At 74.6% G+C, this 16,649-nt stretch carries 13 protein-coding genes; 5 read left to right on the forward strand and 8 right to left on the reverse strand.

The annotated features are described in order from the left end of the window. Positions 1-8 precede the first annotated feature (8 nt). Both CP968_RS03010 and CP968_RS03015 read right to left on the reverse strand, forming a co-directional pair. Positions 9-1,292 (reverse strand): cytochrome P450, encoded by a 1,284-nt coding sequence (locus CP968_RS03010; RefSeq protein ID WP_150516498.1) that lies wholly within the window; start codon positions 1,290-1,292, stop codon positions 9-11. Positions 1,293-1,393: 101 nt separating this feature from the next. After that, positions 1,394-2,203 (reverse strand): serine hydrolase domain-containing protein, encoded by an 810-nt coding sequence (locus tag CP968_RS03015; RefSeq protein ID WP_150516499.1) that lies wholly within the window; start codon positions 2,201-2,203, stop codon positions 1,394-1,396. A 483-nt stretch (positions 2,204-2,686) separates the two neighbouring features. On the opposite strand from CP968_RS03015, the gene CP968_RS03020 reads away from it, so the two are divergent. Then, a complete protein-coding gene (locus CP968_RS03020; protein ID WP_229885825.1) occupies positions 2,687-4,147 on the forward strand; it encodes an MFS transporter in 1,461 nt (486 codons plus the stop codon). A 6-nt stretch (positions 4,148-4,153) separates the two neighbouring features. Here the strand turns inward: CP968_RS03020 and CP968_RS03025 are convergent, their stop codons facing one another. Beyond that, positions 4,154-6,139, reverse strand: coding sequence for a glycosyl hydrolase family 28-related protein (locus CP968_RS03025; protein ID WP_150516500.1), 1,986 nt, complete (start codon positions 6,137-6,139; stop codon positions 4,154-4,156). A 159-nt stretch (positions 6,140-6,298) separates the two neighbouring features. Between CP968_RS03025 and CP968_RS03030 the strand changes: the two genes are divergently transcribed. Both CP968_RS03030 and CP968_RS03035 read left to right on the forward strand, forming a co-directional pair. Next, on the forward strand, positions 6,299-6,934 hold the full coding sequence (locus CP968_RS03030) for a DUF6629 family protein (protein WP_150516501.1): 636 nt from the start codon (positions 6,299-6,301) through the stop codon (positions 6,932-6,934). A gap of 90 nt (positions 6,935-7,024) precedes the next feature. Beyond that, on the forward strand, positions 7,025-8,671 hold the full coding sequence (locus CP968_RS03035; protein WP_150516502.1) for a GMC oxidoreductase: 1,647 nt from the start codon (positions 7,025-7,027) through the stop codon (positions 8,669-8,671). A gap of 61 nt (positions 8,672-8,732) precedes the next feature. Here CP968_RS03035 and CP968_RS03040 read toward each other — a convergent pair whose 3' ends face one another. The 5 genes from CP968_RS03040 to CP968_RS03060 form a co-directional block, all read right to left on the reverse strand. Then, entirely contained in the window at positions 8,733-9,212 is a 480-nt protein-coding gene (locus tag CP968_RS03040) for a carboxymuconolactone decarboxylase family protein (protein ID WP_150516503.1), read from the reverse strand. Then, on the reverse strand, positions 9,209-10,291 hold the full coding sequence (locus CP968_RS03045) for an NAD(P)H-dependent amine dehydrogenase family protein (protein ID WP_150516504.1): 1,083 nt from the start codon (positions 10,289-10,291) through the stop codon (positions 9,209-9,211). Before CP968_RS03045 ends, CP968_RS03040 begins: the two co-directional genes overlap by 4 nt. Before the next feature lie 94 nt (positions 10,292-10,385). Next, positions 10,386-10,619: a DUF6126 family protein gene (locus CP968_RS35660; protein ID WP_373303976.1), complete on the reverse strand. Its 234-nt coding sequence runs from the start codon at positions 10,617-10,619 to the stop codon at positions 10,386-10,388. 16 nt (positions 10,620-10,635) lie between these two features. Continuing rightward, complete coding sequence (locus CP968_RS03055) at positions 10,636-11,280, reverse strand: helix-turn-helix domain-containing protein (RefSeq protein ID WP_150516505.1); 645 nt, start codon at positions 11,278-11,280, stop codon at positions 10,636-10,638. Between the two features lie 103 nt (positions 11,281-11,383). Then, positions 11,384-12,919 carry an ATP-dependent DNA ligase gene (locus CP968_RS03060; protein WP_150516506.1) on the reverse strand — a complete coding sequence of 512 codons (1,536 nt, stop codon included), beginning with the start codon at positions 12,917-12,919 and terminating at the stop codon, positions 11,384-11,386. Positions 12,920-13,081: 162 nt separating this feature from the next. Here CP968_RS03060 and CP968_RS03065 point away from each other — a divergent pair, with 162 nt between their 5' ends. Both CP968_RS03065 and CP968_RS03070 read left to right on the forward strand, forming a co-directional pair. Beyond that, entirely contained in the window at positions 13,082-15,781 is a 2,700-nt protein-coding gene (locus CP968_RS03065) for an alpha/beta fold hydrolase (protein WP_150516507.1), read from the forward strand. Next, on the forward strand, positions 15,778-16,644 hold the full coding sequence (locus CP968_RS03070; RefSeq protein ID WP_150516508.1) for an ABC transporter permease: 867 nt from the start codon (positions 15,778-15,780) through the stop codon (positions 16,642-16,644). Before CP968_RS03065 ends, CP968_RS03070 begins: the two co-directional genes overlap by 4 nt. The last annotated feature ends 5 nt before the right edge of the window (positions 16,645-16,649 follow it).

Here is a 16,649-nt window from a genome sequence, read left to right on the forward strand (position 1 = left end):
GGCGGCCGTCAGCGGCGGGTGAGAGAGAGCCGGATCGCGCGCGGGTCGAGCAGCGCGGGCAGCGGTTCCACGGGGTCCAGGGCCGGTCGGACGGCCTCGATCCGGTGGCCGCGCAGCACCTCGGCGCAGAGCGCGGCGGTGAGCAGCAGGCCGAGCTGGTCGCCGGGGCAGCGGCCGGCCCCGTGGCCGAACGGCGCCATCCGGACGTCCCGGTCGGCGCCCGGGCCCTTCCAGCGGTCCGGCACGAACGCGTGCGCGGCCGGCACCTGCTCCGGGTCGCGCTGGTGGAAGCCGGCGGGCAGCAGCACGGTGGTGCCGGCGGGGTGGCTCACCCCCTGCCAGCGGGTCTCGGTGCGGGCGACGCGGACCAGTTCGGGGACGGCCGGGTACAGGCGCAGCGCCTCCCTGACGCAGGCCCGCAGCCGGGGCAGTTCTCCCGGGCCGGGGTCGCCGGCCGCCTCGGTGGCGGCGCGGCGCAGCTCGCACGGGTGGGCGCCGAGCAGCAGCAGGGTGCGCAGCAGCGTCCCGGGGATAGTGTCAAGCGCCGACAGCCACGGGTGGACCCGGCCGAGGGCGTCGCCGTGCGGCGCGGCCCGGCCGACCAGGGTGTCGCGGCCGGCCCGTGCGGCGTAGGCGCGGATGCGGGCGTCGGCCTTGCCGTGCGGTGAGCGGGCGGCGGTGCGGGTCGGGCTCGGCGGGCCGTTCGGTGGCGGCTGCGGAACGCGGGCGTCGTCGGCGTCGGCGCGCAGGTGCCGGAGCCAGCCGGTGAGCTGCTCGTCGTCGGCGGCCGCGTCGCCGAGCACGATCCGGCGCGCGGCCCGGTCCACGGCCCTGCGCACCCGGCCGAGTTCGAGGGTGCCGGCGGCGGTGAGGTGCCGGGCCTCCTCGGCCAGGACGGCGCGGAACCGCGGGTACGACGGGTGGACGGGCAGGCCCGGGGTCAGCGCCTCGGTGTCGACGCGGCGCCGCTCCGGCCGCGGCCCTCCGTACGCCGGGCCGGTCCCCAGGGGTTCGCCGGGGTCCGGTGCCCGGCACTTGCGCGGCGGGTCCGCCACCAGGACGGTCGGGGGTTCGGCGTAGAACCGGCGCAGGTCCCGCGGATCGAGGAGGACCAGTACGGTCTTGCCGGACCGGGTCCGCAGCAGGCGGGGTGCGCAGCCGTGGCGGGCGCGCAGGGAGTGCAGGGCCTCGGCGGAGGCGGTCACCGCGTCCGCGGGGCGGGGCCGGGTGCCGACCAGGCCGCGAACGAGGGCGCCGAAGCCGCCCAGGGCGGCCCCTTGGACCGTGCGCATGCCTGTACCTCCACGGCCGGGGAGTCGAGGGTCGGTGACATCGGGATCACCGTACGTCGCCACCCCGGGCTCCGCGCCCCGAGTGCCGCGGGGACGGCCGTTCAGGGGGCGGGCGGCGGGGCGAAGACGGCTTCGCGGAAGGCGGAGCGCAGCGGTCCGTGCCCGGCGGCCGGCAGCAGCAGGGCCCAGCGCATGCTGCGCGGGGCGAGCCAGAGGGCGGCGGCGCCGGGCAGCGCCGCGTGGTGGGCCCAGACGCCGTGGGGTGCGGGATGCCAGAGGAGGCCGCGGGCGGGGGTGAGTTCGCCGGTGCGGATGCGCAGGGACTCGGCGGTCCAGGCCGGGGTGATGCCGGTGCCGGGCGGGGCGGTGTGCGCGGCGGTCGGGGCGAGGAGGTGGCGCGCGAAGCGGGCGAGGTCGGCGAGCGGGGCCCGGAGGGTGCCGCCGTCGAAGCGGGTGCGGGTCATGCCCAGGGGGTGCCAGACGCGGGTGGCGGCGAGTTCCGCGAGGGAGAGCCCCGAGAGCCGCTCGGCGAGGTGGGCGAGCGCGCCGGTCCCGTCGGGGTGGGTGAGGAGGTGGTGCGCGGTGATGCCGGGGGCGGCGTCCTCTCCGTAGCCGGTCAGCGGGGTGTGCAGGTGGAGGGCGCCCTCGTCGACGAGGCTCCCGATGGCGGGCCACAGGGCCAGCACGGCGGCGAGTCCGCCGACGTCGAGCTCGGCGGACTCGCCGGGGCCCGAGGGGTGGGGGGCCGCGGGGCCCGAGGGGTGGGGTGCGTCGGGGGCCGCGGCGTCGGGGTGCGGTTCGTGGGAGGCGGCGTGGACGTCCTCGGGGCCGCCGACGGCCCAGACCGCCCCGGGGTCGGCGGCTTCCACGAGGGCGCGGATGTCTTCGGCCTGGTCGCGCGTGGGCGTCATGGTCGTCCACGCTAGCGAGCCGCGCCCGGCCGGTCGGCGCGTCGCGCGACGAGGCGCCGACCCGCCACCCGAATGCCCGTGCGGCGTACCGGCACCGTAAGGGGGCGGGGCGCCGCGTGGCGCGTACCGCCCCCCGGCAGCGGGTGGTCAGCCGCGGTCGGGGCGGTCCGTCACCCGCAGGATGTTCAGCAGCGGTTCGCCGGATCCGCCGTGCGTGACGAAGCGGACGTTCAGCGCCCCGTCGGTCACGGTGACCGTGTACAAGAGCGCCTCATGAGCCGTTCCGGGGCCGTGCCGACCGGACGGGGGCGGGCCCGGGTGCGCCGGGTGGCCTTCGGCCGCCGCGCGGGCCAGCCTGAGGGCATGACCCCGCCCGAACCACCCGCCGAACCACCCGTCGGACCGTCCGGAGACCCCTCCGCCGGAGTTCCCGGACGTCCCGGGCCTCCCGGGCCCCCCGCGCCCGCCGCGCCGCCCGGGGCCGTGCCCGACGTCCGGCTGGCCTCGGCCCGCGGCCGGTGGATCCTGCTGACGACCGTGCTCGGCTCGGCCATGGCGCTGCTGGACTCCACGGTGGTCAACGTGGCCCTGCCGCGCATCGGGCAGGACCTCGACGCCGACCTGGCCGTGCTCCAGTGGACGGTCAACGCCTACCTGCTGACCCTCGCGGGACTGATCCTGGTCGGGGGCGCGCTCGGCGACCGCTTCGGCCGCCGGCGGATCTTCGTCCTCGGGGTGGTCTGGTTCGCGGTGGGCTCGCTGCTGTGCGGGATCGCGCCGAACGCCGGGGTGCTGATCGGCGCCCGCGCCCTTCAGGGCATCGGCGGGGCCCTGCTCACACCGGGCTCCCTCGCGCTGATCCAGGCGTCGATCCGCGCCGCGGACCGGGGCCGGGCGGTGGGCCTGTGGTCGGGGCTGGGCGGTGTGGGCGCGGCCGTGGGCCCCTTCCTCGGCGGCTGGCTGGTGGACGGGCCCGGCTGGCGCTGGGTCTTCCTGATCAATGTGCCGGTGGCCGCGCTGTGCGTCCCGGTGGCGCTGCGGCACGTACCGGAATCGCGCGACCCGCACGCGCACGGCCGGTTCGACGTGGCGGGCGCGGTGCTCGCCGCGGCCTCCCTGGCGCTGCTCACGTACGCGCTGATCGAGGCCCGGACCGCGTCGGCGCCGGTGATCGCCGCCGCGGTCGGCGGCCTGCTGCTCGCGGGCGTCTTCGTCCAGGTGGAGCGCAAGCGCGCCGACCCGATGCTGCCGCCGGAGATCTTCGCCTCGCGACAGTTCACCGCGGTCAATCTGGTGACCCTGTGCGTGTACGCCGCCTTCGGCGGGTTCTTCTTCCTGGTCGTCCTCCAGTTGCAGGTCGTGGCCGGCTACTCGGCGCTGGCCGCCGGGGCCGCGCTGCTGCCGACCACCGTGCTGATGCTGCTGCTCTCGGCACGCTCCGGTGAGCTGGGCGACCGGATCGGCCCGCGCATCCCGCTCACCGTGGGGCCGCTGCTGTGCGCGGCCGGGATGCTGCTCATGCTGCGGGTGGGGCCCGGGGCCGACTACGTGCGGGACGTGCTGCCCGCGCTGGTGGTCATGGGCATGGGCATGGTGACGCTGGTGGCGCCGCTCACGTCGACCGTGCTGGCCTCCGTGGACCCGGGCCGTGCGGGCCTGGCCAGCGGCATCAACAACGCCGCGGCCCGGGCGGCCGGGCTGCTCGCGGTGGCCGGACTGCCGCTGCTGGCCGGGATGGGGCCGGAGGCGTACCGCTCGGCGGACCAGTTCGACGCCGCCTTCGGGCGGGCGATGCCGTGGTGCGCGGGCATCCTGGTGGTCGGGGCCGTACTGGCCTGGGCGACCGTGCGCACGCCCGCGGCCGGGGCGCCGCAGCCGCAGTGCCGTACGCAGTGCGCGGTCACCGCTCCGCCGCTCGAACCCCCGGCGGCGGCGGAGCGGTGAGCACCGCTACCAGCGGGCGGGCGGCGGCGGGGGGACGACCGGCGGCCGGTCGTCGCAGGTGAGGGTGTTCGGCAGTTCCCAGGCCGCGAGCCACGGCCCGGTGGTGCCGCCACCGTCGTTGCCGCCGTGGTCGACGAGGCCGAACTCCGATCCGGTGGCCGGGAAGTTGAAGGAGCCGCAGTTGTTGACGCCCACGGCGCCCACGTTGCGCGCGTCGACGTTCTCGAAGCTGGCCGAGCCGGCCGTGCGGGCGCTGACGACCGAGGTGCCGGTGCCGTCCACGCGGGTGTCCTCGAAGTGGACGTTCTCGATGCGGTGGGTGTCCTTCACCGGCCAGTCGGTGACGAGCATGATCGCGTTGTAGGTGCTGTCGAGGAAGGCGTTCCCGGTGGCCCGCACGTCGGCGGCGTCGATGCTGCGGTCCAGGGCGTAGAACCAGATCGCACCGAGCCCGATGTTCCAGTTCAGCTCGTACGTGCCGGCGCGGACGGTGGTGTTGTCCGCGATGCGCAGGCTCCCGGTGAAGGGCTCGGCGCCGAACCGGGCACCCACGTGCAGGGCGCTGCCCTCGCGGACCGGATCGGCGACCAGGTTGCCGGAGACGGTGGTGTCGGCGCCGCCGTAGACGGCGATGCCGTTGGCGAGGGTCGGGGTCTGGACGGTGTTGCGGTCGAAGGTGTTGCGGGCGTCGGCCGTCTTCTCCGACCACATCGCGAGGCCGTCGTCGCCGGTGCCGCGCACGAAATTGTCCCGGACCAGGGAGTCGGTGACCCCGGTGTGGAGGTTGAGGCCGTCGGCTATCTGGTCGGTGATGACGTTGTCGGTGACCCTGACGCCCCGCATCGGGCCGTCGAACCAGAGGCCGACCTTGGTGTGGTGCAGGTACATCCGGTCGATCGTGGAGTCGTTCATGGCGCCGCCGATGGCGTTGACCTGGTCGGTGTCGACCCGCTCGCGGACGTCGCCCTCCACGGCGAAGCGGGACAGGTGCACGCCGCGGCTGCCGCCGGCCGAGGCCTCCTTGCCGTAGAAGCCGACGCCCTTGCCCTTGACCGTCGTGTACCAGCTGCCGGCGCCGGTGACGGTGACCTGGTCCACGATGACGTGGCGGTTCACCTGGTAGGTCCCGGGCGGCAGGTAGACCGGGAGCCGGTGGCGCCGGGCGAAGGCGATCGCCCGGTCGAGGGCGTCGGCGGAGTCGCGGCGGCCCGTCGGGTCGGCGCCGAAGAGGAGCACGTTGGCGGCGGCCGTCTCGACGTGCGGGGCGCCGACGAGCTGGGAGTCCAGCAGGTCGATGACGGTCCAGTCCGCCCGGGACCCGGCCGGGACCGTCAGCCGCACCTTCGCGCCCGCCGGGTGGGTCCGGCCGAGCAGCAGCCGCTGCTCGTCGTACATGTGGTGGGGCCGGAAGGGCTTGGTGATGACGGGGGCCGGGGTGGTCGCGGCCGGGACGCAGCCGCATTCGGTGATCCACCAGTCCGGGTGCAGCAGCCCGGCCCGCGGGTCGTTGGTGAAGGGGTACTGGTTGTACAGCCAGGAGTACTGGGAGGTGAGCGTCATCGTGCGGCGGTTCTTGCCGCCGACGGTGAGGTCCAGCGGGGCCGTGATCCCGCCGCCGCCCGGTGCGTCGGGGAGGCTGTAGCGGACGGTCACGGCGTCGGCCGCGGCGGGCAGGGTGAACTCCACGTACTCGCCCGGGGCCAGTCTGACCGCCTTGCGGCCCGACGCCTCGGCGGGCAGGGAGTACGCGGTGCGGTCGGGACCGATGACGGTCCCGTCGGTGGCGGCGTTCTCCGCCTCCTGTTCGAGGAAGTCCACGCGGGCGCCGCGTCCTTCGACGAGCGCCGGATCGAGCGCGGCCCGGGTGACGACGGGGGCGGACGCGCGGTCGGGAGCGGTGCGGGCCGTGGCCGGGCCGCCGCCCAGCGCTGCGAGACCCAGCGCGGACACGGTGATCGCCGCCAGCACGGCGGCCGTTCTTTTGGGGGGCATGGCCGGGACAGTAGGGCGGCTCGCCGGAGCACAGCAAGATGCGTGCACGAAATATTCGACGGTCCGTTCATTTCTTGCGTCGAATTGTGGCGTGGCGGACCGTGTGGCGCGCCCGTACGGTGAGCAGGGGGCCGACCGACCCGGAGGGGTTGCGACGACATGTGCTGGAGCGCGACCGCCGACCTGACGGCGGGCACGGTGGTCACCGCGGTCGGAATCGTCTGCGTGGCCCGCGCCCGGCGGGCCCGCGACCTGCCCGTGGCGGCGCTTCCCCTGCTGCTCGGGATCCACCAGCTGGTGGAGGCGGCCGTCTGGCGATCGGGCGGCGGCTGCTCCCCGGCCGCCACGGCCTGGGCGGTGATCGCGCTGCCGCTGCTGCCGGTGTGGGTGCCGCTCGCCGTCGCCTTCGCGGCCGCGCCCGACGTCCCGCGCCGCCTGTGGGCGCCGGCGGCCGCGGGGCTCGCGGCGGGAGCGTTCCTCGCGTACGGGCTCGCGACCCGGTCGGTGACCGCGGAGATCCGCGGCCACACCGTCGGCTACGGGGTGGACGTCCCGTACGCGCCCCTGGTCGTGGGCTGCTACCTGTTCGCCACGCTCGGCTCGCTGCTGCTCTCCGGTGACCGCGGGCTGCGGGTCCTCGGCGCGGTGATGGCCGCAGGCGCCGTGGTCTGCACTGCCGTGTGGCGGCTCGAATTCGCCTCCACCTGGTGCGCCTTCGCCGCCGTGGCGTCCCTGCTGGTCCTGGGCTGGGTGCGCCGCCGGGAGCCCGGCACCCCTGTGACGCGATCAACCTGAAGTGACGAAGTTACCGAGAGGTATGTAGTGACTTCACGCGCCCACAGCAGTAGAACTCGTTCTCATTCAGCCGAGAGTGAGGAACGTCACATGACCGACCACGGCGTGCCCGGCAACGGTTCCAACGGGTTTTCCCGGCGCGGTTTTCTTGCGAGAACAGGTTCCATTCTGGGGGCCGTGGCCCTCTCCGCCCAGGTCGTCCCCGCCCACGCGGCACAGGCCTCCCCCGCGGCCGCCGCGATCGGTGACGGAGCCCGCGTGCCGGTCCTGGTGATCGGGACCGGGTACGGCGGCTCCGTCGCGGCCCTGCGCCTGGCCCAGGCCGGTGTCGACGTCCACATGATCGAGATGGGCATGGCCTGGGACACCCCCGGCAGCGACGGCAAGATCTTCGCCCACACCACCAACCCCGACTACCGCTCCTACTGGCTGCGCACGAAGACGAAGGCTCCGCTCAGCAACTTCCTCGGGTTCCCGATCGACAAGAACGTCCCCAGGTACACGGGGATCCTGGACGCCGAGGAGATGGGCGGCATCATCGTCTACCAGGGCCGCGGCGTCGGCGGCGGCTCCCTGGTCAACGGCGGCATGGCCGTGACGCCCAAACGGCAGAACTTCGGCGCCGTGCTGCCCTCCGTGGACGCGGCCGAGATGTACGACACCTACTACCCGCGCGCCAACGCCGGGCTCGGGGTCGGCCTGATCGACCCCGCCTGGTTCGACAGCGTCGACTGCTACCAGTACGCGCGGGTCGGCCGCAAGCACGCCCAGCGCTCCGGCTTCCCCTTCGTCTTCGTCCCGGACGTCTACGACTGGGACTACATGAAGCAGGAGGCGGCCGGCACCGTCCCGAAGTCCGCGGTGGGCGGCGAGATCCTGTACGGCAACAACTACGGCAAGAAGTCCCTCCAGCTGACGTACCTCGCGCAGGCCAAGGCCACCGGCCGGGTGAACATCTCGGCGCTGCACCAGGTCACCTCGGTCGCGCCCGCCGCCGGCGGCGGCTACACGGTCGCCATGAACCAGCTGAACACCGACGGCAGCGTGGCGGCCGTCAAGAGCGTCACCGCCGACCGGGTGTTCTTCGCGGCCGGCAGCGTCGGCACGAGCAAGCTGCTCGTCCGGCTGAAGGCCACCGGTGTCCTTCCCGCCCTGAACGACGAGGTCGGCAAGGGATGGGGCGACAACGGCAACGTCATGTGCGGCCGGGCCAACCACCTCTGGGACCCGACCGGCAAGGTGCAGGCGTCCATCCCCTGCGGCGGCATCGACAACTGGGAGGCGGGCGGCGCCTTCGCCGAGGTCGCGCCCCTGCCGACCGGGATCGAGACGTACGCGTCCTTCTACCTGTCGATCACCAGGAACCCGCACCGCGCCGAGTTCTCCTGGAACGCGGCGGCCGGCAAGGTCGACCTCAACTGGCAGACGGCGTGGAAGCAGCCGTCCATCGACATGGCCAAGTCCATCTTCGACAAGATCAACAAGAAGGAGGGGACGATCTACCGCAGCGACCTCTTCGGCCTGAACAAGATCTGGGGCGACCACCTCACCTACCACCCGCTCGGCGGCGCGGTCCTGAACAAGGCCACCGACAACTACGGGCGCCTGCACGGCTACAGCGGCCTGTACGTGATCGACGGCGCGCTCATCCCGGGCAACACCAGCGTCAACCCGTTCGTCACGATCACGGCGCTCGCCGAACGGAACATCGAGAAGATCATCGCCACCGACCTGTAGCCGGGTCCCTACGCGCACGAGCCGGGGCCGGTCGGATCCTCCGACCGGCCCCGCACCCGTGTCAGTGGCCCGGCAGCATGCAGACGCTGTCGAGGCCGAGCACGTGGTTGAGCCGCCCGAAGGCAAGCCAGGAGCCGATGCTCATGGTCAGCTCCACGATTTCGAGCTGGCTGTAGTGCGCGGTCATCCGGTCCCAGAACGCGTCGTCCAGGCCGTGGTGGTCGAGGGTGTAGCGCTCGGCGTACTCGGCCGCCAGCCGGGTCCGCTCGTCGAAGCGGTCGGTGGTGCGCCAGTCGGTGACCGCGTCGGAGAACTCCTCCTCGACCTTCTCCCCCTCGCGCTCGGTGCGCCAGTCCAGGCAGAACACGCACCCGTTGATCTGCGCCACGCGCAGCCGGGCGGCCTCGAACTCGCGCAGGCCCAGGGTGGTGTGGGCGTAGACGGAGAGGGAGAAGTTGGCGGCGGCCATGCCGATACCGGGGACCAGGTCGCCCCAGACGTACTCGATCGGGTGCTGGCCTTCGGGGATGTCGATCTTCACGGCTGTTTCCTTCCGAGTCTGCCGACGGCGGGGCGCAGCGGGACGTCGAGGGCGTCGTAGAGGCCCGGTTCGGCCTCGACGAGCCAGTCGATGGCGCCGACGAGGCGGCCGACGGCGGTGGCGTTGCCCCCGGCGCTGCGGTTGTCCCCCTCGTCGGTGGCCTCGACGGTCACCTCGATGCGGGGGCGGCCCTCGATGACGACGCGGTGGGCGCCGTCGCCCCCGTCCGGCGGCGACGGCCAGTCCGGGGCGCAGGAGGCGTGGATGCGGGTGACGTGCTCGATGACGAGGCGGGGCTCGCCCTCGACGATGCCCTGGACCTCGAAGCGGACCGCGCCCTGGGTGCCCGCCTCGAACGCGCCCATGGTGCGGGTGGTGACGGTGGTGTCGAGCGGCCTGCGGTCCACGGTCTCGCGGATCTCGTCGAGTTCGACGCCGAGGGCCCGGGCCATCATCCGTATCTGCCCGCCCCAGACCATCGTCGGGACGGACGGCAGCAGCATCACGGGCTGGTAGTCCATGGGGTGGCCCATGCCGACGAGGTCGCGGACCGAGCCGGGCTGGTCGTAGGTGGAGTAGTCGAAGATCTCCTGGCAGCGGATGGCGTCGACGGTGGTGCCCAGGCCGCTGAGCAGGAGCGGGAGGACGTCGTTGCCCCATCCGGGGTCGACGCCGGAGGCGAAGAGGGAGCCGCCGCCCTCGGCGACGGCGGCCAGGACCGGGTCGCGGAACTCGGGCGGGGCGCTGCGATGGTCGTAGAGCGGGTACAGCGCGGGGCTGACGACGACGGCGCCCGCGCGCACGGCCCGGGTCAGGTCGGCGAGGGCCTCGTCGGGACGGATGTCGCCCGAGGCCGCGTAGACGACGGCGCGGGGGCGGGCGGCCAGGACGGCTTCGACGTCGTCGGTGGCGGTGACGCCCACCCGTTGGTCGAGCCCGCCCAGTTCGCCCGCGTCGCGGCCGACCTTGGCCGGATCGTGGACGATGACGGCGGTGAGTCGCAGTGCTGGATGGGCCTCTACGGCACGGATGGCCAAACGGCCGACGTTGCCGGTACCCCAGACAACCGTGGGAATCATGCGCGGAGGGTAGCGACAGGACCTGCATGTTTCCAGAGCGGTGGCCCGTACGGTCGCGGGACCCGCGGACGGGGCGGCGAGCACGCCCCCGCGGTCACTGGTTCTCGGCGCCCAGGACGAACAGGAGGTAGACGAAGAAGGCGAAGAGGTGGCCGACGAACAGGTAGGCGATCAGCCGGATCACCAGGCCGCGCGGGAACTTCGACTCGATGCGCGCCCGCACGGTCACCGGCGCCGCCTCTCCCCCGTCCGGTGCGGGCGCCCCGGTGTCCTGCGCCGGCTGCGTCGCCTCTGCTGATACCTGCGGCATGTTCTCTCCTTGGGACACGGGTACGGCTCCTCGGCTATCGGTGGCGCGCGGGTGCGGTGCCGCCCAGGCAGAGGTCGGCGAGGCCGCTCTGCAGCAGGGTGTGGACGAACAGCAGGTCGGTGCCGTCGGCGCCGGCCGCCGCGATGCGGTGCGGGGTGAGCGAGTCGAAGTGCGCGCTGTCCCCCGGGTCCAGCAGGTGCTCGGCCTCTCCCAGGTGCAGCCGCAGCCGTCCCTTCAGGACGTACAGCCACTCCTCGCCGGGGTGGACGCGGACCAGTTCGCCCTGGCTGCGGCCGTGCGGGACGTGCACCCGCAGCGCCTGCATGCCGCGGCCGGAGCCGCCGGCCTGCCAGTACGTCCAGCCGTCGGCCTCGCGGGCGCCCGGGCCGCCGGCCCGTACGATGGGATCGGCGACGGCGGGGGTCTCGCCGAGCAGCTCGGAGACGGTCGTCCCGTAGGTACGGGCGAGGCCGAGGAGGAGCGGCAGCGACGGCTGGCGCCGGCCGGTCTCCAGCCGGGACAGGTGGGCGGGCGAGAGCCGGGCCCGCGCGGCGGCGGCCTCCAGGGTCAGTCCGGCACGGCGGCGCAGGTCGCGCAGTTGCGGGGCCACCGAGGGCAGCTCGTCGGGGGAGGCGGCGCCTTCGGTGTCGTCGGGGCCGGGTGCGGGACCGGTTGTCATGCCTCGATTGAGCCAGAATTTTACCTGCGTGGCAATCTCTCTTGCCTCTGAGGCAAAACGGCTCGCCGCGGCCCCTCACACGGCCGGTCCGCGTCTCCGGCCGTCATCCGGCCGCGCCCCCGCCCAGCACGGTTTCCACGGTATCGGCCTGCTCCGCCGTCTTGTCGGGGCGGTGCCTGAGCACCCGCGCGAACCGCAGCGCGACCCCGGCCGGGTAGCGCGGCGAGCGCTGGAGCCCGTCGTAGGCGATCTCCACCACCAGTTCGGGGCGCACCCGCACCGTGAAGCCGTCGTCGGAGGTGGCCAGGGCCCGCAGCGCGTCGGTCTGCCAGCGCAGCATCTCGTCGGTGAGGCCCTTGAAGGTCTTGCCGAGCATGGCGTACGTCCCGTCGGCGGCCCGCGCCCCCAGGTGAAGGTTCGACAGCAGTCCGGTGCGCCGTCCGTGTCCCCACTCGGCGGCGAGCACGACCAGGTCCAGGGTGTGCACCGGCTTCACCTTGAGCCAGTGCCGTCCGCGCCGGCCGGCCGCGTAGGCCGAACCGAGGGATTTGACCATCACGCCCTCGTGGCCGCGGGCCAGCGTCTCGGTCCCGAACTCCTCGGCGGCGGCCGCCTGCGCGGCCGGGTCCTCGACGACGAGCCGGCGGACCCGGGCGGACTCGGGGACGAGCGCGGTGAGGGCCGCGTGGCGCTCGCGCACCGGGAGGTCGAGCAGGACCTCGTCACCGATGGCGAGGACGTCGAAGAAGAAGGCGGCGAGGGGGAGCGTGCGGCGGGCGGCGGCCACGTCGGTGCGGGAGCCGACCCGGCTCGCCACCTGCTGGAAGGGGACGGGCCGGCCGGCCGCGTCCCGGCCGATGACCTCGCCGTCGAGGATGAAACGCTCCCCGGGCAGGGAGCGGGCCAGCTCGGTGACTTCCGGCAGCCGGTCGGTGATCTCGTCCAGGGAGCGGGTGTACACCCGTACGTCGTCCCCGTCCCGGTGCACCTGGATCCGCACCCCGTCGAGCTTCTCCTCCACCGCGCAGGGACCCAGGGCGGCCAGCGCCTCGGCGACCGAGCCGGCGGTGGCCGCCAGCATGGGCTGGACGGGCCGCCCGACCCGCAGGGTGAAGCCGCCGAGCGCCGGCGCCCCCTCGGCCAGGACGGCCGCCGCGACCCGGGGCAGCGAGCCGTCCAGCATGACGGCCCGGCGCAGTTCGGCGGCCGGCACTCCGGCCGCCGACGCGACGCCCTCCAGCGCCACCGCGTCGAGCGCGCCCTGCCGCACCTCCCCGGACAGCAGGCTGCGCAGGAACGCCTGCTCGTCCACGGTCGCCGCGCCCAGCAGGGCGTCGAGGATCCGGCGGCGTTCGCGCTGCGCCCCGGCGCCGGCCACCGCCGCGAGCTCCGTCACCGCCGCGTCCACGTCGCCCACGGTCAGCGCGGGCGCTTCGGCGGGCGCGACCTCGCGGCCCAGGGCCCGCCATCCGATGCCCGGACGGCCCTGCGGGAGCCGGCCCGCCAGGTACGAGATCACCAGGCCCGCCTCCCCCGGCGGCGCGGCGCCGAAGAGCTCCGCGAGCAGGGCGGTCTTGCGGGACCGGGCGGAGGTCCCGGCGACCTCGCGGGACACGCGTGCGACATCGGCCAGCAGCATGCGGCCATCCTGCCGCCCGGCGGCGTCCCGCGCAGGTCGGGGCCCGGACCCGGCGCGTACCGCAGGCGCGGTACAGGGGCCGCTCCGCGTACTCCTCGGGAAGGGCGGGACATCCCCCTGGGGGCCCTCCGGATCGGGCCGCCGTACGTTTAGGGTTCCCGTATGAAGCTCCGACTGCCCCGGCGCCGCCGCAGCCGCCTGATCGCGGGCGCCGCCGCGCTCGCCGTCGTCGCGGGAGCCGGTACGTGGACCGCGGCCGCCGCGGCCGGCGACCCGACCGCCGTGCACCGCGAGGACCACGTACTGGACATGCCCGGCGCCGGGATCGACACCTCGTACTTCACCGCGGGCGGCGGGGGGAAACGGCCCGCCGTGCTCCTCGGCCACGGCTTCGGCGGCAGCAAGGACGACGTCCGGGCCCAGGCCGAACAGCTGGCACGCGACGGCTACGCGGTGCTGACCTGGTCCGCGCGCGGTTTCGGCCGCTCCGGCGGCCGGATCGGGCTGAACGATCCGGAGTACGAGGTCAAGGACGTCTCGCGGCTCGTCGACTGGCTCGCCACCCGGCCGGAGGTGCGGCTCGACGCGGCCGGCGACCCGCGGGTCGGCGTGTCCGGTGCCTCCTACGGCGGCGCCGTGTCCCTGCTCGCCGCCGGACACGACGCGCGGGTCGACGCCATCGCCCCGCAGATCACCTACTGGAACCTGGCCGACTCCCTCTTCCCGAACGGCGTCTTCAAGAAGCTGTGGGCGGGGATCTTCTTCACCACCGGCTCCGCCTCCGGTCTGCAGTCGGCGCAGCAGCCGCCGCAGCAGGGGGCGCGGGCCGCCGACCCGGCGGCGCCGGGCTGCGGACGGTTCCAGCCCGAGCTGTGCGCGATGTACGAGCGGGTCGCGGTGGCCGGGAAGCCGGACGCCGAGGCCCGCGCGCTGCTGGAGGCGCGCAGTCCCTCCGCCGTCGGCGGCCGGATCAAGGTGCCGACCCTCATCGTCCAGGGACAGGACGACTCCCTGTTCCCCCTCGACCAGGCCGACGCCATGGCCAAGGCCATCGCTGCCAACGGCGCGCCCGTCGCGGTGGACTGGGCCGCCGGCGGCCACGACGGCGGCATGCGGGAGTCCGGGCGGACGGACGCGCGGGTGGCCGCGTGGTTCGACCGCTACCTGAAGGAGGACGCGGGCGCGGACACCGGGCCGGCGTTCCGCGTCTCGCGGTCCGGAGGCATCGACTCCACCGACGGGCAGGTGCAGCTGCGCGGTGCGGTCGGCGACCGCTACCCGGGGCTCACCTCGGGTCCGCGCGAGTTCGCCCTGTCCGGGCGCGAGCAGAGCTTCGCCAACCCCGCGGGCGGCGCGCCGCCCGCCCTGTCCTCGCTGCCGGGCATCGGCGGGCAGCTCGCCTCCCTCGGGGCCGGCCTGTCGCTCGACTTCCCCGGGCAGAACGCCCGGTTCGAGTCGGAGCCGCTGGCCGCCGAGACGCGGATCACCGGGACCCCGACCGTCACCCTGAAGGTGAGGTCGACGGCTGCGGACGGCTCGGCCGTGGTCTTCGGCAAGGTGTACGACGTCGGCCCGGACGGCCGCCAGCAGGTGCTGCCCAGCCAGCTCGTCGCCCCCGTACGGGTGGAGGACGCACGGGAGGGTGCGACCGTCCGGCTCCGGCTGCCCGCGATCGACCACGCGGTCGAGGCGGGGCACCGGCTGCGGCTGGTGGTCGCCGCGACCGACCTCGGCTACGCCACCCCGACCGCGCCGGCCGTCTACACGGTGGCGGCCGAGGGCCCCTTGACCGTGCCCGTCGCGGCGGGAGTGGGCACCGCCTCGTCGGGCCTGCCGGCCTGGACGTGGGGGCTGCCGCTGGCCGGCTTCGCGCTGGCGGCGGCGCTGCTCGGCATCCGGCGGACCGGCCGCGGCGCCGGGGCGCCGGCCCCGGAGCCCGCGCTGGCGGACGTACCGCTGGAGATCACGGGGCTGACGAAGCGGTACGCGAAGTCACAGGACCGGTACGCGGTGCGGGACCTGTCCTTCCGGGTGGAGAAGGGACAGGTGCTGGGGCTGCTCGGGCCCAACGGCGCCGGCAAGACCACCACCCTGCGGATGCTGATGGGGCTGATCTCGCCGGACGCCGGCGAGATCCGGGTGTTCGGGCACGCGGTGCGGGCCGGGGCTCCGGTGCTGTCGCGGGTCGGGGCGTTCGTCGAGGGCGCGGGCTTCCTGCCGCACCTGACGGGCCGCGCCAACCTGGAGCTGTACTGGCAGGCCACGGGCCGCCCGGCCGAGGACTCGCACATGGCGGAGGCCCTGGAGATCGCCGGGCTCGGCGACGCGCTGGAGCGGGCGGTCCGCACGTACTCGCAGGGCATGCGGCAGCGGCTGGCCATCGCGCAGGCCATGCTGGGCATGCCGGACCTGCTGATCCTGGACGAACCGACGAACGGTCTGGATCCGCCGCAGATCCGCGAGATGCGTGACGTGATGATCCGCTACGCGGCGGGCGGCCGGACGGTCATCGTCTCCAGCCACCTGCTGTCGGAGGTGGAGCAGTCGTGCACGCACCTGGTGGTCATGGACCGCGGCCGGCTGGTGCAGGCGGGCGAGGTCGCGGAGATCACCGGCGGCGGTGACACGCTGCTGGTGACCCTGGCCGGACCGCTGGACCCGGTGGGCGTCGAGAAGGTGGCGGCGCTGGAGGGGGTCGGTTCCGTGGTGGCCGCCGAGGACGGGCTGCTGGTGCGGCTGGAAGGTGCGACGGCCGCGGGGCTGATCGCCGAACTCGTACGGCTGGAGGTGCCGGTGACCGGAGTGGGGCCGCACCGCCGGCTGGAGGACGCGTTCCTCACGCTGATCGGAGGTTCGGCATGAGTGCCGTCCAGGAGACCGCGGCCGGCTACCGGGCCGGCCGCACCCTGCCGCTGCGGGTGGAGGCGCTGCGGCAGTGGCGCCGGCGGCGGACGCTGGTGATGGGCGGGGTGCTGGCCGCGCTGCCGTTCGTCATGGTCATCGCGTTCGCGGTGGGCGGTGGACCGGACGACGGTCCGGGCGGCGGCAACGGCCGGATCAGCCTGATCGACACGGCCACCGCCTCGGGCGCGAACTTCGCGGCCACCTGCCTGTTCGTCTCGGCCGGCTTCCTGCTGGTGGTGCCGGTGGCGCTGTTCTGCGGGGACACCGTGGCCTCGGAGGCCAGCTGGTCGTCGCTGCGCTACCTGCTGGCCTCGCCCGTGCCCCGGGCCCGGCTGCTGTGGAGCAAGCTCGTGGTGGCGCTGGGGTTCAGCCTGGCGGCGATGGTGCTGCTGCCACTGGTGGCACTGGCGGTGGGCACGGCCGCGTACGGCTGGGCACCGCTGAAGCTGCCGACGGGCGGGTCGCTGGCGGCCGCGGACACCGTGCCGAGGCTCGCGGTGGCGGTCGGCTTCATCTTCGTGTCGCAGCTGGTCACGGCGGGGCTGGCGTTCTGGCTGTCGACGCGGACGGACGCGCCGCTGGGCGCGGTCGGCGGCGCGGTCGGGCTGACGATCGTCGGCAACGTGCTGGACGCGGTGACGGCCCTGGGCTCGTGGCGGGAGTTCCTGCCGGCGCACTGGCAGTTCGCCTGGGCGGACGCGTTGCAGCCGCAGCTGGAGTGGGGCGGGATGATCAAGGGCACGGCGGTGTCGGTGACGTACGCGGTGGTGCTCTTCGCCCTGGCCTTCCGGGGGTTCTCCCGCAAGGACATCGTGTCCTGAGCGGA

Source organism: Streptomyces subrutilus (genome assembly GCF_008704535.1).
In the GTDB taxonomy this organism is placed as follows: domain Bacteria; phylum Actinomycetota; class Actinomycetes; order Streptomycetales; family Streptomycetaceae; genus Streptomyces; species Streptomyces subrutilus.

Excerpts from the sequence above, each read along its gene's own strand:
- CP968_RS03010 (WP_150516498.1), bottom strand. The coding sequence starts at position 1,292 with ATGCGCACGGTCCAAGGGGCCGCCCTGGGCGGCTTCGGCGCCCTCGTT.
- CP968_RS03015 (WP_150516499.1), bottom strand. The coding sequence starts at position 2,203 with ATGACGCCCACGCGCGACCAGGCCGAAGACATCCGCGCCCTCGTGGAA.
- CP968_RS03025 (WP_150516500.1), bottom strand. The coding sequence starts at position 6,139 with ATGCCCCCCAAAAGAACGGCCGCCGTGCTGGCGGCGATCACCGTGTCC.
- CP968_RS03030 (WP_150516501.1), top strand. The coding sequence starts at position 6,299 with ATGTGCTGGAGCGCGACCGCCGACCTGACGGCGGGCACGGTGGTCACC.
- CP968_RS03035 (WP_150516502.1), top strand. The coding sequence starts at position 7,025 with ATGACCGACCACGGCGTGCCCGGCAACGGTTCCAACGGGTTTTCCCGG.
- CP968_RS03045 (WP_150516504.1), bottom strand. The coding sequence starts at position 10,291 with ATGATTCCCACGGTTGTCTGGGGTACCGGCAACGTCGGCCGTTTGGCC.
- CP968_RS03055 (WP_150516505.1), bottom strand. The coding sequence starts at position 11,280 with ATGACAACCGGTCCCGCACCCGGCCCCGACGACACCGAAGGCGCCGCC.
- CP968_RS03060 (WP_150516506.1), bottom strand. The coding sequence starts at position 12,919 with ATGCTGCTGGCCGATGTCGCACGCGTGTCCCGCGAGGTCGCCGGGACC.
- CP968_RS03065 (WP_150516507.1), top strand. The coding sequence starts at position 13,082 with ATGAAGCTCCGACTGCCCCGGCGCCGCCGCAGCCGCCTGATCGCGGGC.
- CP968_RS03070 (WP_150516508.1), top strand. The coding sequence starts at position 15,778 with ATGAGTGCCGTCCAGGAGACCGCGGCCGGCTACCGGGCCGGCCGCACC.